This window comes from Enterobacter sp. JS8-1, assembly GCF_049187015.1.
Lineage (GTDB): Bacteria > Pseudomonadota > Gammaproteobacteria > Enterobacterales > Enterobacteriaceae > Enterobacter > Enterobacter mori.
In genome coordinates this window covers 1,076,667-1,092,320 of the sequence record NZ_CP185805.1, presented here as the reverse complement: position 1 = coordinate 1,092,320, position 15,654 = coordinate 1,076,667, and the positions used below count along the sequence as shown (strand labels likewise).

Below are 15,654 nucleotides of genomic sequence, written 5' to 3'. Positions count from 1 at the left end.
TTTGGTGAATTATTCGCCAGATGCCTGCTGAGCTTCCGGTTTGCCGTAAATCAGCAGCGGCTTGGTCTGCCCGCCGATAACGGACTCGTCGATAACCACTTTTTCGACATCTTCCATGGACGGCAGATCGTACATGGTGTCGAGCAGTGCTGCTTCAACGATAGAACGCAGGCCACGCGCGCCGGTTTTACGGACCATTGCTTTCTTGGCGATCGCGTCCAGCGCTTCGTCACGGAATTCCAGCTCAACGCCTTCCAGATTGAACAGCGCCTGATACTGCTTGGTCAGCGCGTTTTTCGGCTCTTTCAGGATCTGGATCAGCGCGTCTTCGCTCAGTTCATTCAGCGTTGCCACAACCGGCAGACGACCAATGAACTCAGGGATCAGACCAAATTTGATCAGATCTTCCGGCTCAACCTGTGACAGCAGCTCACCTTCGTTTGGTTTTTCGGAGGTGGATTTCACCGTCGCGCCAAAACCAATGCCGGAGCCGGTTTCAACACGGTGAGAGATCACTTTATCAAGGCCTGCAAACGCACCGCCGCAGATAAACAGGATTTTGGAGGTATCAACCTGCAGGAACTCCTGCTGCGGATGTTTACGACCGCCCTGCGGTGGAACGGCGGCAACCGTACCTTCGATCAATTTCAACAGCGCCTGCTGCACGCCTTCGCCCGATACGTCACGGGTGATGGACGGGTTGTCAGACTTACGGGAGATCTTGTCAATCTCATCGATGTAGACAATCCCGCGCTGCGCTTTCTGTACGTCGTAGTCGCACTTCTGCAGCAGTTTCTGGATGATGTTTTCAACGTCTTCACCCACATAACCGGCTTCGGTCAGGGTGGTGGCATCGGCCATGGTAAACGGAACATCCAGCAGACGCGCCAGCGTTTCGGCCAGCAGCGTTTTACCGGAGCCGGTTGGGCCAATCAGCAGAATGTTACTTTTGCCCAGTTCCACACCGTTACTGGTATCGCCGTTACGCAGACGTTTGTAGTGGTTGTATACCGCCACTGCCAGCACTTTCTTGGCCTGCTCCTGCCCGATGACGTAGTCGTCAAGGTGATGACGAATTTCATGCGGCGTTGGCAACGCGCTACGCTCACGGTGTGGCGCAACTTCTTTAATCTCTTCGCGAATGATGTCGTTACATAAGTCGACACATTCATCGCAGATATACACGGACGGCCCGGCAATCAGTTTACGCACTTCATGCTGGCTTTTGCCGCAAAAAGAGCAGTACAGCAGTTTGCCCGAACCATCTTTGCGTTTATCTGTCATGAGTCCAAACCTCTTTTTAAGTTCTTTGTGCCGCACATGACGACGCAAATGCCAATCTCAGACGCAAGCTGCTTAAAGCAGCGTGCCGCCCTACTTTAGTATAGCGGCACACTCGCGTCGCGGGCATCAATTACGATGGGTTAACACGGAGTCGACTAAGCCGTACTCAACTGCCTCTGGAGCAGAGAGGAAGCGATCGCGCTCGGTATCGCGCTCGATCTGCTCGAGGGGTTGACCCGTATGCTGCGCCATAAGTTCATTCATGCGCGCTTTAACTTTCAGAATTTCTCGGGCGTGGATTTCGATATCCGTCGCCTGGCCCTGGTAACCCCCCAGCGGCTGGTGAATCATCACGCGGGAATTAGGCAGGCAGAAACGCTTACCCTTCGCCCCTGCAGTTAACAGGAACGCGCCCATAGATGCAGCCTGACCCATACAGATAGTGCTTACATCAGGCTTGATGAATTGCATGGTGTCATAAATGGACATACCTGCGGTAATCACGCCACCAGGGGAGTTAATGTAAAGGTAAATGTCTTTTTCCGGGTTTTCCGCTTCCAGAAACAGCATCTGCGCCACGATCAGGTTAGCCATGTGGTCTTCCACCTGGCCGGTCAGAAAGATAACGCGTTCCTTGAGCAGACGGGAATAGATATCAAAAGAACGCTCACCACGTGAGGTCTGTTCAATAACCATTGGCACCAGAGCCATATGGGGTGCAAAGTTATCTCGTTCGCCACTGTATGACATTTCCGTCTCCTGGATCTAAATTGAAAACACCTGCTGTACTGATTGTAACCTTATGGACGGATTATCAGCCAGTCTCATTCATCGTGATTCCATACTTATGGGGTTCACATTGCCCTATTTCAAGCATAACAACCTTTTGTTGTTACGCTAACACTGAAAGGGCGTTTTAGCACTCTTCCTGGGCTATTGGTGTGATAAAAAAAACCCGTCGCCAAAAGGCAACGGGTTTTTGTTCAAACTTTAAACCGTTGGGGCGAAATTACGCCTGCTGGTTCATCAGTTCGTTGAAAGAGGTCGCTTTTTCGGACACTTTAGCTTTCGCCAGTACCGCTTCAACAGCCTGTTCTTCCAGTGCGACGTTGCGCATGTTGTCCATCAGCTCTTTGTTCTTACCGTAGAACTCGATCACTTCTGATGGATCTTCGTATGCAGAAGCCATCTCTTCGATCAGGCCTTTCACACGCTCTTCGTCAGCTTTCAGCTCGTGGGTACGAATGACTTCGCCCAGCAGCAGGCCAACAACAACGCGACGTTTCGCTTGCTCTTCGAACAGCTCGCGTGGCAGTTCCATCGCTTGCTGCTGGTTGCCACCGAAACGCTGTGCAGCCTGACGGCGCAGTACGTCGATTTCGCTGTCGATCAGGGCAGCAGGAACGTCGATGTCGTTCGCTTTCACCAGACCGTCAATCGCCTGAGATTTCACACGGTTACGCACAGCGCCGTTCAGCTCGCGCTCCATGTTCTTACGCACTTCGGTACGCAGGCCAGCAACAGAACCATCTTCCACGCCGAAACGCTTGATGAATTCTTCAGTCAGTTCTGGCAGTTCGCGCTCTTCCACTTTCTTCAGGTTGATGACGAACTTCGCTGCTTTACCTTTCAGGTTTTCAGCGTGGTATTCTTCCGGGAAGGTCACGTCGATAGTGAACTCTTCGCCAGCCTTGTGGCCTTTGATACCGTCTTCGAAGCCTGGGATCATACGGCCCTGGCCCATTGCCAGTACGAAGTCAGACGCTTTGCCGCCTTCGAACTCTTCGCCGTCTACAGAACCGGTGAAGTCGATGGTAACGCGGTCTTCAGCGTCAACAGCGCCTTCTTTCTCTTTCCAGTTCGCCTGCTGCTTGCGCAGGGTGTCCAGCATGCCGTCAACGTCTTCGTCAGTCACGGAAACAACAGGTTTCTCAACTTCGATAGACTCCAGACCTTTCAGCTCAACTTCTGGGTACACTTCGAACTCTATGGAGTAGGTGAAGTCTTCGCCCTGTTTGTATTCGCCTGGAACGTAGTTCGGCGCGCCGGCTGGATTGATTTTTTCTTTGATGATCGCATCAATAAAGTTACGGCTCATCAGTTCACCCAGCACATCCTGACGCACGGAAGCGCCATAACGCTGAGCAACAACATTCATTGGTACTTTGCCCTTGCGGAAGCCGTCAATACGTACTTTTTTTGCTACGTTGACCAGCTCGCTTTTCACAGCAGTTTCGATGCTGTCAGCAGCGATAGTAATCGTTACACGGCGGCCAAGGCCTTGAGTGGTTTCAACTGAAACTTGCATCTTGTTACCTCAAAAAAATCACAGTGCTCGGTCAACTCTGAATCTGTCTGTTTTACCGGGATGCTCTCTTAGTGCAGATTCACATTCCCTGTCGCCAGAATCATCCCGAAGACATTCAATAAGACGCGGCATTATAGCGGCATCACTTAGGTGAGTCGAGAACGGTTGGGGCATGTTGCTGCGGCTTTTTTCACACTTTAAGGCTATTTTTAGCCTTAAAATCGCACCATCCGCTCAAAACTCAGACAAAACAAAACGGCCCGGAGGCCGTTTTGAGGAAATCTGCAAGCAACATACTGGAAAAGCTCCAGCGGTTGCAAATCCGATTTATCAGGCTATGGTGCCTGCGCCGCGACAAGGCGGTGATGCGAATACCGTATCCTGCAAGCCTTCCCATTCCTTAATGGTGTAGGTATGCAGCGCCAGCGCATGTACGGTTGTGGAGAGTTCTTCCGTCAGGGTACTGTAGATCAAGCGATGTCGGTTCAGGAAACGCTCTCCCAGGAAACGATCGCTGACCAGAACCACTTTAAAGTGGCTTTCAGAACCCGCCGGTACGTTATGACGATAGCTTTCGTCGACAACTTCGAGAAACACAGGGTTAAAAGCTGCCCTTAATTTATCTTCTATCTGCTCACGTATCATCATGAAATTACTCCTCCGACAACGCCAGGATGTCACCCATCCCTTTAAATGTTAGCCGCTTTTACCGTTTCCATTACACCTTGACAACAAATATTTAGCTTTCGTCTGATTTTCTCATTCAAACGAATGAAGTTCACTGTGAGGCTCATACGTTTTGTCATACACGGATTGAGAAAAACGGTGAACTGGTCAGTTTTCGGACAAGGCGATGAATTTACATGCGTTGACCACTTCCCCTCGCCGTTAGCGATGTTATGATGGCGACAATTTTTCTCTTTATATGCTTACGATTCGTTGAGAACCTGAAAATGTTAAAAAAACTCTTCTTTCCGTTGGTAGCACTTTTTATGCTGGCAGGCTGCGCAACCCCGCCAACGACTATTGATGTGTCACCAAAAATTACCCTGCCTCAGCAGGATCCAAGCCTGATGGGTGTGACCGTGAGCATTAACGGTGCCGATCAGCGTCAGGACCAGGCGCTGGCAAAAGTGACCCGCGATAACCAGCAGGTTACGCTGACCGCCTCCCGCGACCTGCGCTTCCTGCTGCAGGAAGTGCTCGAGAAGCAGATGACCTCTCGCGGTTATATGATTGGGCCAAGCGGCGCGGTTGATCTGCAGATCATCGTGAACAACCTGTACGCTGACGTCTCCCAGGGTAACGTGCGCTACAACATCGCGACCAAAGCGGATATCGCCATCATTGCTACCGCGAAAAACGGCAACAAGATGACCAAAAATTACCGCGCCAGCTACTCTGTTGAAGGTGCGTTCCAGGCATCCAACCAGAACATTGCTAACGCGGTAAACAGCGTGCTGACTGATACCATCGCCGATATGGCGCAGGACACCAGCATTCATGACTTCATCAAGCAGAACGCTCGTTAATTCTGCGCACTGACCCGGCGCTTAGCCGGGTCAGTTTCAATAAAAACATGTCCAGTCACTACTTACGCATTTTCCAGAAACCGAAATCAGCCATTCTGCTGATCCTCGGTTTCGCCTCCGGTTTACCCCTCGCGCTCACCTCCGGCACCTTACAGGCGTGGATGACCGTCGAGAATATCGATCTCAAAACCATCGGCTTCTTCTCGCTTGTCGGCCAGGCTTACGTCTTTAAGTTCCTCTGGTCTCCGGTGATGGACCGTTATACGCCGCCGTTCCTCGGGCGGCGTCGCGGTTGGCTGGTCATGACGCAGGTGTTGTTACTGCTGGCCATTGCCGCCATGGGCTTCCTCGAACCTTCCACGCAATTGCGCTGGATGGCGGCGCTTGCGGTGGTGATTGCCTTCTGTTCCGCGTCGCAGGATATCGTGTTCGATGCCTGGAAAACGGACGTGTTGCCAGCGGAAGAGCGTGGTGCGGGTGCCGCCATCAGCGTGCTGGGCTATCGACTGGGCATGCTGGTTTCCGGTGGACTCGCACTGTGGCTTGCTGACCGCTATCTCGGCTGGCAGGGCATGTACTGGCTGATGGCCGCACTGCTGATCCCCTGCATTATTGCCACCTTGTTCGCGCCTGAACCGAGCGATGTGATCCCGGTTCCACGCTCGCTGGAGCAGGCCGTCGCTGAACCATTGCGTGATTTTTTTGGCCGCAACAATGCCTGGCTGATTTTGCTGCTGATTGTCCTGTATAAGCTCGGCGACGCCTTTGCTATGAGTCTGACCACGACCTTCCTCATACGCGGCGTCGGTTTTGATGCCGGGGAAGTTGGCGTGGTGAATAAAACGCTGGGACTGTTTGCAACTATCGTCGGCGCCTTGTACGGCGGCGTGTTGATGCAGCGGCTGACGCTGTTTCGCGCCCTGCTGATCTTCGGCATCCTGCAAGGGGCATCGAACGCGGGCTACTGGCTGCTGTCGATTACCGATAAGCATATGATCAGCATGGCGGCAGCCGTGTTCTTTGAAAACCTCTGCGGCGGAATGGGGACGGCAGCCTTTGTCGCCCTGCTGATGACCCTGTGCAACAAATCATTTTCCGCCACGCAGTTTGCCCTGCTTTCAGCACTTTCCGCCGTGGGCCGCGTATACGTCGGCCCCATTGCAGGCTGGTTCGTTGAAGCCCACGGCTGGCCGACATTTTATCTCTTCTCGGTGGTTGCCGCCGTGCCGGGGATTTTATTGCTGCTGGTGTGTCGTCAGACGCTGGAATATACCCAGCGTACTGAACACTTTATGCCGCGTACCGAGTATCACCGCGCCTACCGTTTTGCCTTACGGTTGTTAACGGTGGGGTGCCTTGCGCTGGGATTGTGGCTTGTCGTACTCATCATTAATGCAACCACCTCTCTGACGCTCCCGCTCGAAACGCTCCTGCTGGACGTGGGTGCCCTGCTCGCCATCGCCGGGATCCTGATCGGGGGACTTCTCGATTTTCTGGCATTGCGCAAAACGCAGATGAGCTGAAGAAAAAAACGAAAGGTTATTTCCCGTTGTAATCACGAAGTGAAATTATAACGGTGAAATAACCGACAATCGCGAAAAAAAATATTTGTTGTTTTGTGCGGGATAGCTTCTGGAAATTATTGGAGTCAATTCCAAACTCTATTTTCTCATTAAACGATTCAGCATTTGAAACATTGAATTTTCGTTTTTTAGTTGTCTTTTTATTGATAATTAATTGTTAATTTTTTGTGTATTTTTAACAATGGTTATACCAATTGCCCCTTTTAGGGTATGCTTGGGGGTCCTTTCGTTATAAAGCCCGCGCCATGCGGCTTATGTCTTAAAAAGCGACATAATTTGCAACACTTGTGACATGTGCGGCAGAACCCAGTAACACCTTCCTGACACAGGCCTAATGATGTTTACAGTAATGTAACCTTCCCGTAAAATGCCCCCACACTTTAAACGCCACCAGACTCCGTGGAATTGAGGTCGTTAAATGAGACTCGGGAAATACAATAAAAGTTTGGGATGGTTGTCATTATTCGCGGGCACTGTATTACTCAGTGGCTGCGATTCTGCACTACTAGACCCCAAAGGACAGATTGGACTGGAACAACGTTCACTGATTCTGACGGCATTTGGCCTGATGATGATTGTGGTTATTCCAGCCATTTTGATGGCAGTTGGTTTCGCCTGGAAGTATCGTGCGAGCAATAAAGATGCGAAGTATAGCCCTAACTGGTCACACTCCAATAAAGTGGAAGCTGTGGTCTGGACGGTACCTATTCTGATCATCCTGTTCCTTGCCGTTCTGACCTGGAAAACCACTCACGCACTTGAGCCAAGCAAACCGCTGGTTCACGATGAGAAACCTATTACCATTGAAGTGGTCTCCATGGACTGGAAATGGTTCTTCATCTATCCAGAGCAGGGCATTGCTACCGTGAATGAAATCGCCTTCCCGGCGAACACTCCGGTTCAGTTCAAAGTGACCTCCAACTCCGTAATGAACTCCTTCTTCATCCCGCGTCTGGGTAGCCAGATTTACGCGATGGCCGGTATGCAGACTAACCTGCACCTGATCGCGAATGAAGCAGGCACCTATGATGGTATCTCCGCCAGCTATAGCGGCCCGGGCTTCTCAGGTATGAAGTTCAAAGCTATCGCAACGCCAGACCGTGCCGCTTTCGACCAGTGGGTTGAAAAAGCGAAGCAGTCTACTAACACCATGTCTGACATGGCGGCGTTCGAAAAAGTGGCTACGCCTAGCGAATACAACAAGGTGGAGTACTTCTCTAACGTGAAACCTGATTTGTTTAAAGACGTCATTGGCAAATTTATGGATCACGGCAAGAGCATGGACATGACCCAGCCTGAAGGCGAGCACAGCGCGCACGAAGGTATGGAAGGCATGGACATGAGCCACGCGGAAACCGCTCACTAAGGGGCCGAGGAAGAAAATGTTCGGAAAATTGACACTGGATGCAGTGCCCTACCACGAACCCATTATCGTGGTTACGGTGGCTGCAATTATCATCGGTGGCGCAGCCTTACTGGGCTTGATCACTTACTTCGGTAAGTGGAGCTACCTGTGGAATGAGTGGCTGACTTCGGTTGACCACAAAAAACTCGGCATCATGTACTGCATCGTCGGTATCGTCATGTTAATTCGTGGCTTTGCGGATGCGATCATGATGCGTAGCCAGCAGGCACTCGCCTCGGCGGGTGAAGCCGGCTTCCTGCCGCCGCACCACTACGATCAGATCTTTACCGCCCACGGCGTTATCATGATCTTCTTCGTGGCGATGCCGCTGGTTATCGGTCTGATGAACGTTGTCGTTCCGCTGCAAATCGGCGCGCGCGACGTGGCGTTCCCGTTCCTGAACAACCTGAGCTTCTGGTTCACGGTTGTCGGCGTTATCCTGGTTAACCTGTCACTGGGTGTGGGCGAATTTGCTCAGACCGGCTGGCTGGCGTACCCGCCGCTGTCGGGAATTGAGTACAGTCCGGGCGTTGGCGTCGACTACTGGATTTGGGCGCTTCAGCTCTCCGGTGTCGGTACGACCCTGACCGGTATCAACTTCTTCGTGACCATTATCAAGATGCGTGCCCCTGGCATGACCATGTTCAAGATGCCGGTATTTACCTGGGCATCTCTGTGCGCCAACATCCTGATTATTGCGTCCTTCCCAATCCTGACCGTCACCATCGCGCTGCTGACCCTGGACCGCTACCTGGGCACCCATTTCTTCACGAATGATATGGGTGGCAACATGATGATGTACATCAACCTGATTTGGGCCTGGGGTCACCCGGAAGTGTACATCCTGGTTCTGCCGGTCTTCGGTGTGTTCTCCGAAATCGCTGCAACCTTCTCGCGTAAACGTCTGTTTGGTTACACCTCTCTGGTGTGGGCAACCGTCTGTATTACCGTTCTGTCGTTCATCGTTTGGCTGCACCACTTCTTCACCATGGGTGCGGGCGCGAACGTAAACGCCTTCTTCGGTATTACGACCATGATTATCGCCATCCCTACCGGGGTGAAGATCTTCAACTGGCTGTTCACCATGTACCAGGGCCGTATCGTGTTCCACTCAGCAATGCTGTGGACCATCGGCTTCATCGTGACCTTCTCCGTAGGTGGGATGACCGGCGTACTGCTGGCGGTACCGGGTGCTGACTTCGTGCTGCACAACAGTCTGTTCCTGATTGCGCACTTCCATAACGTTATCATCGGTGGCGTGGTCTTCGGCTGCTTCGCTGGCGTAACCTACTGGTGGCCAAAAGCGTTCGGCTTCACGCTGAACGAAAAATGGGGTAAACGCGCGTTCTGGTTCTGGATCATCGGCTTCTTCGTAGCATTTATGCCGCTGTACGTGCTGGGCTTCATGGGTATGACCCGTCGTCTGAGCCAGCAGATCGATCCGCAGTTCCACCCAATGCTGATGGTTGCAGCGGGCGGCGCAGTGCTGATTGCCTGTGGTATCGCGTCTCAGCTGATTCAGTTCTACGTGTCTATTCGCGACCGCGACCAGAACCGTGACCTGACCGGTGACCCATGGGGTGGCCGTACGCTGGAGTGGGCGACCTCTTCTCCACCGCCGTTCTATAACTTTGCCGTTGTGCCGCAGATCCATGAACGCGACGCATTCTGGGAAATGAAAGAAAAAGGTGAAGCGTACAAGCAACCTGCTCATTACGAAGAGATCCACATGCCGAAAAACAGCGGCGCGGGCATCGTGATTGCCGCATTCGCAACGGTATTTGGTTTCGCAATGATCTGGCACATCTGGTGGATGGCGATTGTTGGCTTCGCCGGCATCGTAATCAGCTGGATTGTGAAGAGCTTTGACGAGGACGTGGACTACTACGTACCAGTCCGTGAAGTTGAAAAGCTGGAAAATCAGCATTTCGACGAGATTTCTAAAGCGGGGCTGAAAAATGGCAACTGATACTCTGGCGCACTCAACTGCCCACGCGCATGAACATGCGCACCACGATACAGGACCGATGAAAGTCTTCGGTTTCTGGATCTACCTGATGAGCGACTGCATTCTGTTCTGCTGTCTGTTCGCAACCTATGCCGTTCTGGTGAACGGCACAGCGGGCGGCCCGACCGGTAAGGACATCTTTGAACTGCCGTTCGTTCTGGTTGAAACCGCACTGCTGTTATTCAGCTCCATCACCTACGGCATGGCGGCTATCGCCATGTACAAAAACAACAAGAGCCAGGTTGTCTCCTGGCTGGCGTTGACCTGGTTGTTTGGTGCTGGATTTATCGGGATGGAAATCTATGAATTCCATCACCTGATCATGGAAGGTTTCGGTCCGGATCGCAGTGGCTTCCTGTCCGCGTTCTTCGCGCTGGTCGGTACTCATGGTCTGCACGTAACCTCTGGTCTGATCTGGATGGCGGTACTGATGTTCCAGGTATCCCGTCGCGGCCTGACCAGCACTAACCGTACCCGTATCATGTGCCTGAGCCTGTTCTGGCACTTCCTGGACGTGGTATGGATCTGTGTGTTCTCTGTTGTCTATCTGATGGGGGCGATGTAATGAGTCATTCAAACGATCATGGCGCTTCCCACGGCAGCGTAAAAACCTACATGACAGGTTTCATCCTGTCGATCATCCTGACGGTGATCCCGTTCTGGATGGTGATGAACGGTTCTGCGTCTAAGCCGGTTATCCTGGGCGCAATCCTGGTAACCGCTGTGATTCAGATTCTGGTGCATCTGGTTTGCTTCCTGCACATGAACACCAAGTCCGATGAAGGCTGGAATATGACGGCCTTTATCTTTACCGTGATTATCATCGCTATCCTGGTAGTCGGTTCCATCTGGATTATGTGGAACCTTAACTACAACATGATGGTTCACTAAGAGCGGCGAGTATGTTTAAGCAATACCTGCAAGTAACGAAACCAGGCATCATCTTTGGCAACCTGATCTCCGTGATCGGAGGGTTCCTGCTGGCCTCTAAGGGCAGCATTGATTACACCCTCTTTATCTACACGCTGGTCGGTGTGTCACTGGTTGTTGCGTCCGGTTGTGTATTTAACAACTACATCGACATGGATATCGACAAGAAGATGGAAAGGACCAAAAATCGGGTGCTGGTGAAAGGCCTGATCGCCCCTTCCGTCTCGCTGGTGTACGCCACCTTGCTGGGTATTGCTGGCTTTATGCTGCTGTGGTTTGGTGCTAACCCGCTGGCCTGCTGGCTGGGGGTGATGGGGTTCGTGGTCTATGTGGGCGTCTACAGCCTGTATATGAAGCGTCACTCCGTCTACGGCACGCTGATTGGTTCTCTCTCCGGCGCTGCGCCGCCGGTGATTGGCTACTGCGCAGTCACGAACGAGTTCGACAGCGGTGCGCTGATCCTGCTGGCTATCTTTAGCCTGTGGCAGATGCCGCACTCCTATGCCATCGCGATTTTCCGCTTTAAGGATTATCAGGCAGCGAACATTCCGGTTCTGCCGGTCGTGAAGGGCATTTCCGTTGCCAAGAACCACATCACGCTCTACATCATCGCCTTTGCTGTGGCAACGCTGATGCTCTCTCTGGGCGGCTACGCCGGGTATAAATATCTGGTGGTGGCGGCTGCAGTGAGCGTCTGGTGGCTCGGCATGGCGCTGCGCGGTTACAAAGTGGAAGATGACAAAGTCTGGGCGCGCAAGCTGTTTGTGTTCTCGATTGTCGCCATCACCTCGCTGTCCGTGATGATGTCCGTAGATTTTATGGTGCCGGATTCACACAACCTGCTCACTTACGTCTGGTAAGTGTGCTGAATTGAAAAAGCCAGGTTAATCACCTGGCTTTTTTTTTTGCCCGGCGGCGCTACGCTTGCACGGGCCTACGGGATCGGTAGGTCGGGTAAGGCATCGCCGCCACCTGACGCGGTTTTGCACGATGGTAATATCTCTTAAACAAACACCTATTTACCGCAATTAACACCCCGCCTAAACTAGTGCCTGCTTTTGAATTGAGGTGGCAATGAACGATTATAAAATGACGCCGGGCGAGCTACGCGCGACCTGGGGTTTAGGGACTGTTTTCTCGCTACGGATGCTTGGCATGTTTATGGTCCTGCCTGTTCTGACCACGTACGGCATGGCGCTACAGGGAGCCAGCGAAGCGCTGATTGGTCTGGCCATTGGCATCTACGGACTGGCGCAGGCGGTATTCCAGATCCCCTTTGGCCTGCTCTCTGACCGGGTGGGTCGTAAACCACTGATTGTCGGCGGTCTGCTAGTCTTTGTACTCGGTAGCGTAATTGCCGCCCTCTCCCACTCTATCTGGGGAATTATTCTTGGCCGCGCCCTGCAGGGCTCCGGCGCGATTGCCGCCGCCGTGATGGCGCTGCTGTCAGATCTCACCCGCGAGCAGAACCGCACCAAGGCAATGGCCTTTATCGGCGTCAGCTTTGGCGTGACGTTTGCGATTGCGATGGTGCTCGGCCCTGTCATCACCCACAAACTGGGGCTGCACGCCCTGTTCTGGATGATTGCCGTGCTGGCGACCATCGGGATCGCGCTTACCCTGTGGGTGGTGCCGGACAGCAAAAACCACGTTCTGAACCGTGAATCCGGAATGGTGAAAGGCTGCTTCAGCAAGGTGATTGTCGAGCCGCGCCTGCTCAAGCTGAACTTCGGTATTATGTGCCTGCACATTCTGCTGATGTCCACCTTCGTCGCCCTGCCCGGCCAGCTTGCCGCTGCGGGCTTCCCTGCCGCCGAGCACTGGAAAATCTATCTGGTGACGATGCTGATCTCATTTGTCTCCGTGGTGCCGTTTATCATCTACGCCGAAGTGAAGCGCAAGATGAAGCGCGTTTTCGTGGGCTGCGTGGCGTTGCTGCTGATTGCCGAGATCGTGCTCTGGGGCTCCGGCCCGCACTTCTGGGAACTGGTTGCTGGCGTACAGCTGTTCTTCCTGGCGTTTAACCTGATGGAAGCGCTGCTGCCGTCGCTTATCAGTAAAGAATCTCCGGCGGGCTATAAGGGTACGGCAATGGGCATTTACTCCACCAGCCAGTTCCTCGGGGTGGCCATTGGCGGCTCGCTCGGCGGCTGGGTGGACGGCCTGTTTGATTCGCAAACCGTGTTTCTCGCCGGTGCGCTGCTGGCGATGGTCTGGCTGCTGGTTGCCAGTACCATGAAAGAGCCGCGCTACGTGAGCAGCCTGCGCGTGGAAATTCCGGAAGAGGTCGACGTCGGTGATGCGCTCAAACAGCGTCTGGAAGCAAAAGAAGGCGTGACTGAAGTGCTGATAGTTCCGGAGGAACGTAGCGCTTACGTTAAAATAGACAGCAAGGTGACCAACCGCTTCGAGGTGGAGCAGGCCCTGAAAGCTTAAAAAAATGCCCGGTTGAACCGGGCATTTTTGTCTTAATCGCGGAAGTTTTTGAACTGGAACGGCTGTCCCAGATCGCCGCCGCGGATCAGCGCCATCACGCCCTGCAGGTCGTCGCGAGATTTCCCGGTCACGCGAATCTCTTCGCCCTGGATTTGCGCCTGCACCTTCAGCTTGCTGTCTTTGATGAGCTTCACGATCTTCTTCTGCACCGCGCTCTCAATGCCCTGCTTCAGCTTCGCTTCCACGAACCAGGTTTTGCCGCTGTGGACAAACTCTTCCGGCACGTCCAGCGAGGTACCTTCAATGCCGCGCTTTAACAGCTTGGCGCGCAGAATGTCGAGCAGCTGATTGACCTGGAAATCAGACTCGCTCAGCACCTTAATGGTCTTATTTGCGTCGTTCAGTTCAAACGTCGCCTCAACGCCACGGAAATCGAAACGTGACTCAACTTCACGGCTTGCGTTATCCACGCCGTTACGCACTTCCTGGATATCAACTTCGGAAACAATATCGAAAGATGGCATCTTTTCTTCTCCCTTCATTTTTGTTGCGTTGCATAATACCCGCAACAAGGCATAACTCAAAAGCATAGTCGACGGCGCTATACTTAGGCCGTAGCACCTGGCGCAGTTGCAGGTGAGGAGGAACAATGAAAATTACAGTGCTCGGTTGCGGAGCCCTGGGTCAGCTATGGCTGACCGCGCTATGTAAGCACGGACATGAGGTACAGGGCTGGCTGCGCGTACCTCAGCCCTATTGCAGTGTAAACCTGATTGATGAAGACGGAAGTATCTTTAACGAATCCCTTACCGCCAATGATCCTGATTTCCTTGCGCAAAGCGACCTGCTGCTGGTGACGCTCAAGGCGTGGCAGGTTTCCGATGCGGTAAAAGCGCTGGCCGCGCAGCTCCCCCCCACAGCACCCATTTTGCTGCTGCATAATGGCATGGGAACCATTGATGAACTCATGAGCATCACGCAGCCGCTGCTAATGGCCACCACGACTCAGGCGGCGCGGCGCGATGGCAATATCATCGTGCATGTTGCGAGCGGCGTGACCCATATCGGTCCGGCCCGCGAGCAGGACGGCGACTACAGTTATCTGGCGGACGTGTTACAGAAAGTGCTGCCAGACGTCGCCTGGCACAACAACATCCGCCCTCAGCTGTGGCGCAAACTGGCGGTGAATTGCGTGATCAACCCGCTGACGGCGCTGTGGGACTGCCCGAACGGTGAGCTGAAAAACCATCCTCAGGAGATTGCCGCGCTGTGTGAAGAAGTCGCCTCGGTGATTGAACGTGAAGGCCTGCATACCTCGGCGGATGATTTACGCTATTATGTCGAGCAGGTTATTGATAGTACGGCAGAAAATATCTCCTCGATGCTGCAGGACGTTCGGGCGTTACGCCACACGGAGATCGACTACATCACTGGCTATCTGCTAAAACGCGCCCGCGCGCACGGCATCGCCGTGCCGGAAAACGCCCGACTGTATGACCTGGTTAAACGTAAGGAGAGTGAATATGAGCGCGTCGGCACTGATTTGCCTCGCCCCTGGTAGCGAAGAGATGGAAGCCGTCACCACTATCGATTTGATGGTGCGTGGCGGCATTAAGGTCACCACCGCCAGTGTCGCCAGCGACGGTAATCTGGCAATCACCTGTTCACGCGGGGTGAAAATCCTGGCGGATGCACCGCTGGTACAGGTGGCTGACGGAGAGTACGACATCATCGTCCTGCCCGGCGGCCTGAAAGGCGCGGAATGTTTTCGCGACAGCCCGCTGCTGGTTGAAACCGTGCGTCAGTTTCATTTATCCGGCCGCATCGTCGCGGCTATCTGTGCCGCAGCAGGAACGGTTCTGGTGCCGCACGATATCTTTCCCATCGGCAACATGACCGGCTTCCCGGGGCTTAAGGATACGATCCCGGAAGAGCATTGGGTGGATAAACGCGTGGTCTGGGATCCGCGCGTCAACCTGCTCACCAGCCAGGGGCCAGGCACCGCGATTGATTTTGCGCTGAAGATTATTGACCTGCTTGTCGGACGCGAGAAAGCGTACGAAGTGGCATCGTCGCTGGTGATGCCGGCGGGGATTTATAATTATTACGAATAGGTGTTCTCCCTCTCCCTGTGGGAGAGGGTCGGGGTGAGGGCATCAGGCCGCACT

At 53.4% G+C, this 15,654-nt stretch carries 15 protein-coding genes; 10 read left to right on the top strand and 5 right to left on the bottom strand.

What is annotated here, in order from left to right; translation table 11 throughout:
• Positions 1-9 precede the first annotated feature (9 nt).
• The 4 genes from clpX to bolA form a co-directional block, all read right to left on the bottom strand.
• Positions 10-1,284 carry an ATP-dependent protease ATP-binding subunit ClpX gene (gene clpX / locus ACOQH0_RS05070; protein WP_010428107.1) on the bottom strand — a complete coding sequence of 425 codons (1,275 nt, stop codon included), beginning with the start codon at positions 1,282-1,284 and terminating at the stop codon, positions 10-12.
• Positions 1,285-1,410: 126 nt separating this feature from the next.
• The gene (gene clpP / locus ACOQH0_RS05065) at positions 1,411-2,034 is read right to left on the bottom strand and encodes an ATP-dependent Clp endopeptidase proteolytic subunit ClpP (protein ID WP_010428105.1); all 624 of its coding nucleotides are present in this window, start codon (positions 2,032-2,034) and stop codon (positions 1,411-1,413) included.
• A gap of 259 nt (positions 2,035-2,293) precedes the next feature.
• The gene (tig, locus tag ACOQH0_RS05060) at positions 2,294-3,592 is read right to left on the bottom strand and encodes a trigger factor (protein ID WP_421511668.1); all 1,299 of its coding nucleotides are present in this window, start codon (positions 3,590-3,592) and stop codon (positions 2,294-2,296) included.
• A 330-nt stretch (positions 3,593-3,922) separates the two neighbouring features.
• Entirely contained in the window at positions 3,923-4,240 is a 318-nt protein-coding gene (gene bolA / locus ACOQH0_RS05055; protein ID WP_010428102.1) for a transcriptional regulator BolA, read from the bottom strand.
• 305 nt (positions 4,241-4,545) lie between these two features.
• Here bolA and ACOQH0_RS05050 point away from each other — a divergent pair, with 305 nt between their 5' ends.
• The 8 genes from ACOQH0_RS05050 to ACOQH0_RS05015 all read left to right on the top strand — a co-directional run bounded on the left by ACOQH0_RS05050 (position 4,546) and on the right by ACOQH0_RS05015 (position 13,486).
• Positions 4,546-5,124 (top strand): lipoprotein, encoded by a 579-nt coding sequence (locus ACOQH0_RS05050; protein WP_010428101.1) that lies wholly within the window; start codon positions 4,546-4,548, stop codon positions 5,122-5,124.
• A gap of 47 nt (positions 5,125-5,171) precedes the next feature.
• Positions 5,172-6,647: a muropeptide MFS transporter AmpG gene (gene ampG / locus ACOQH0_RS05045; protein WP_421511667.1), complete on the top strand. Its 1,476-nt coding sequence runs from the start codon at positions 5,172-5,174 to the stop codon at positions 6,645-6,647.
• Between the two features lie 478 nt (positions 6,648-7,125).
• Positions 7,126-8,073 (top strand): cytochrome o ubiquinol oxidase subunit II, encoded by a 948-nt coding sequence (cyoA, locus tag ACOQH0_RS05040; RefSeq protein WP_089600911.1) that lies wholly within the window; start codon positions 7,126-7,128, stop codon positions 8,071-8,073.
• A gap of 16 nt (positions 8,074-8,089) precedes the next feature.
• Positions 8,090-10,081: a cytochrome o ubiquinol oxidase subunit I gene (gene cyoB, locus ACOQH0_RS05035; RefSeq protein ID WP_089600909.1), complete on the top strand. Its 1,992-nt coding sequence runs from the start codon at positions 8,090-8,092 to the stop codon at positions 10,079-10,081.
• A complete protein-coding gene (locus tag ACOQH0_RS05030) occupies positions 10,071-10,685 on the top strand; it encodes a cytochrome o ubiquinol oxidase subunit III (RefSeq protein ID WP_006176900.1) in 615 nt (204 codons plus the stop codon). The genes cyoB and ACOQH0_RS05030 overlap by 11 nt, the downstream gene beginning before the upstream one ends.
• Positions 10,685-11,011: a cytochrome o ubiquinol oxidase subunit IV gene (locus tag ACOQH0_RS05025; protein ID WP_006809888.1), complete on the top strand. Its 327-nt coding sequence runs from the start codon at positions 10,685-10,687 to the stop codon at positions 11,009-11,011. The genes ACOQH0_RS05030 and ACOQH0_RS05025 overlap by 1 nt, the downstream gene beginning before the upstream one ends.
• An 11-nt stretch (positions 11,012-11,022) precedes the next feature.
• Entirely contained in the window at positions 11,023-11,910 is an 888-nt protein-coding gene (gene cyoE, locus ACOQH0_RS05020) for a heme o synthase (protein WP_010428092.1), read from the top strand.
• Positions 11,911-12,124: 214 nt separating this feature from the next.
• The gene (locus ACOQH0_RS05015) at positions 12,125-13,486 is read left to right on the top strand and encodes an MFS transporter (RefSeq protein WP_421511666.1); all 1,362 of its coding nucleotides are present in this window, start codon (positions 12,125-12,127) and stop codon (positions 13,484-13,486) included.
• Between the two features lie 32 nt (positions 13,487-13,518).
• On the opposite strand, the gene ACOQH0_RS05010 is transcribed toward ACOQH0_RS05015, so the two are convergent.
• On the bottom strand, positions 13,519-14,010 hold the full coding sequence (locus tag ACOQH0_RS05010) for a YajQ family cyclic di-GMP-binding protein (RefSeq protein WP_042320808.1): 492 nt from the start codon (positions 14,008-14,010) through the stop codon (positions 13,519-13,521).
• Positions 14,011-14,135: 125 nt separating this feature from the next.
• Here ACOQH0_RS05010 and panE point away from each other — a divergent pair, with 125 nt between their 5' ends.
• Positions 14,136-15,047 carry a 2-dehydropantoate 2-reductase gene (gene panE / locus ACOQH0_RS05005; RefSeq protein ID WP_421511665.1) on the top strand — a complete coding sequence of 304 codons (912 nt, stop codon included), beginning with the start codon at positions 14,136-14,138 and terminating at the stop codon, positions 15,045-15,047.
• Complete coding sequence (gene yajL / locus ACOQH0_RS05000) at positions 15,010-15,600, top strand: protein deglycase YajL (RefSeq protein WP_010428087.1); 591 nt, start codon at positions 15,010-15,012, stop codon at positions 15,598-15,600. The genes panE and yajL overlap by 38 nt, the downstream gene beginning before the upstream one ends.
• Positions 15,601-15,654: the final 54 nt, after the last annotated feature.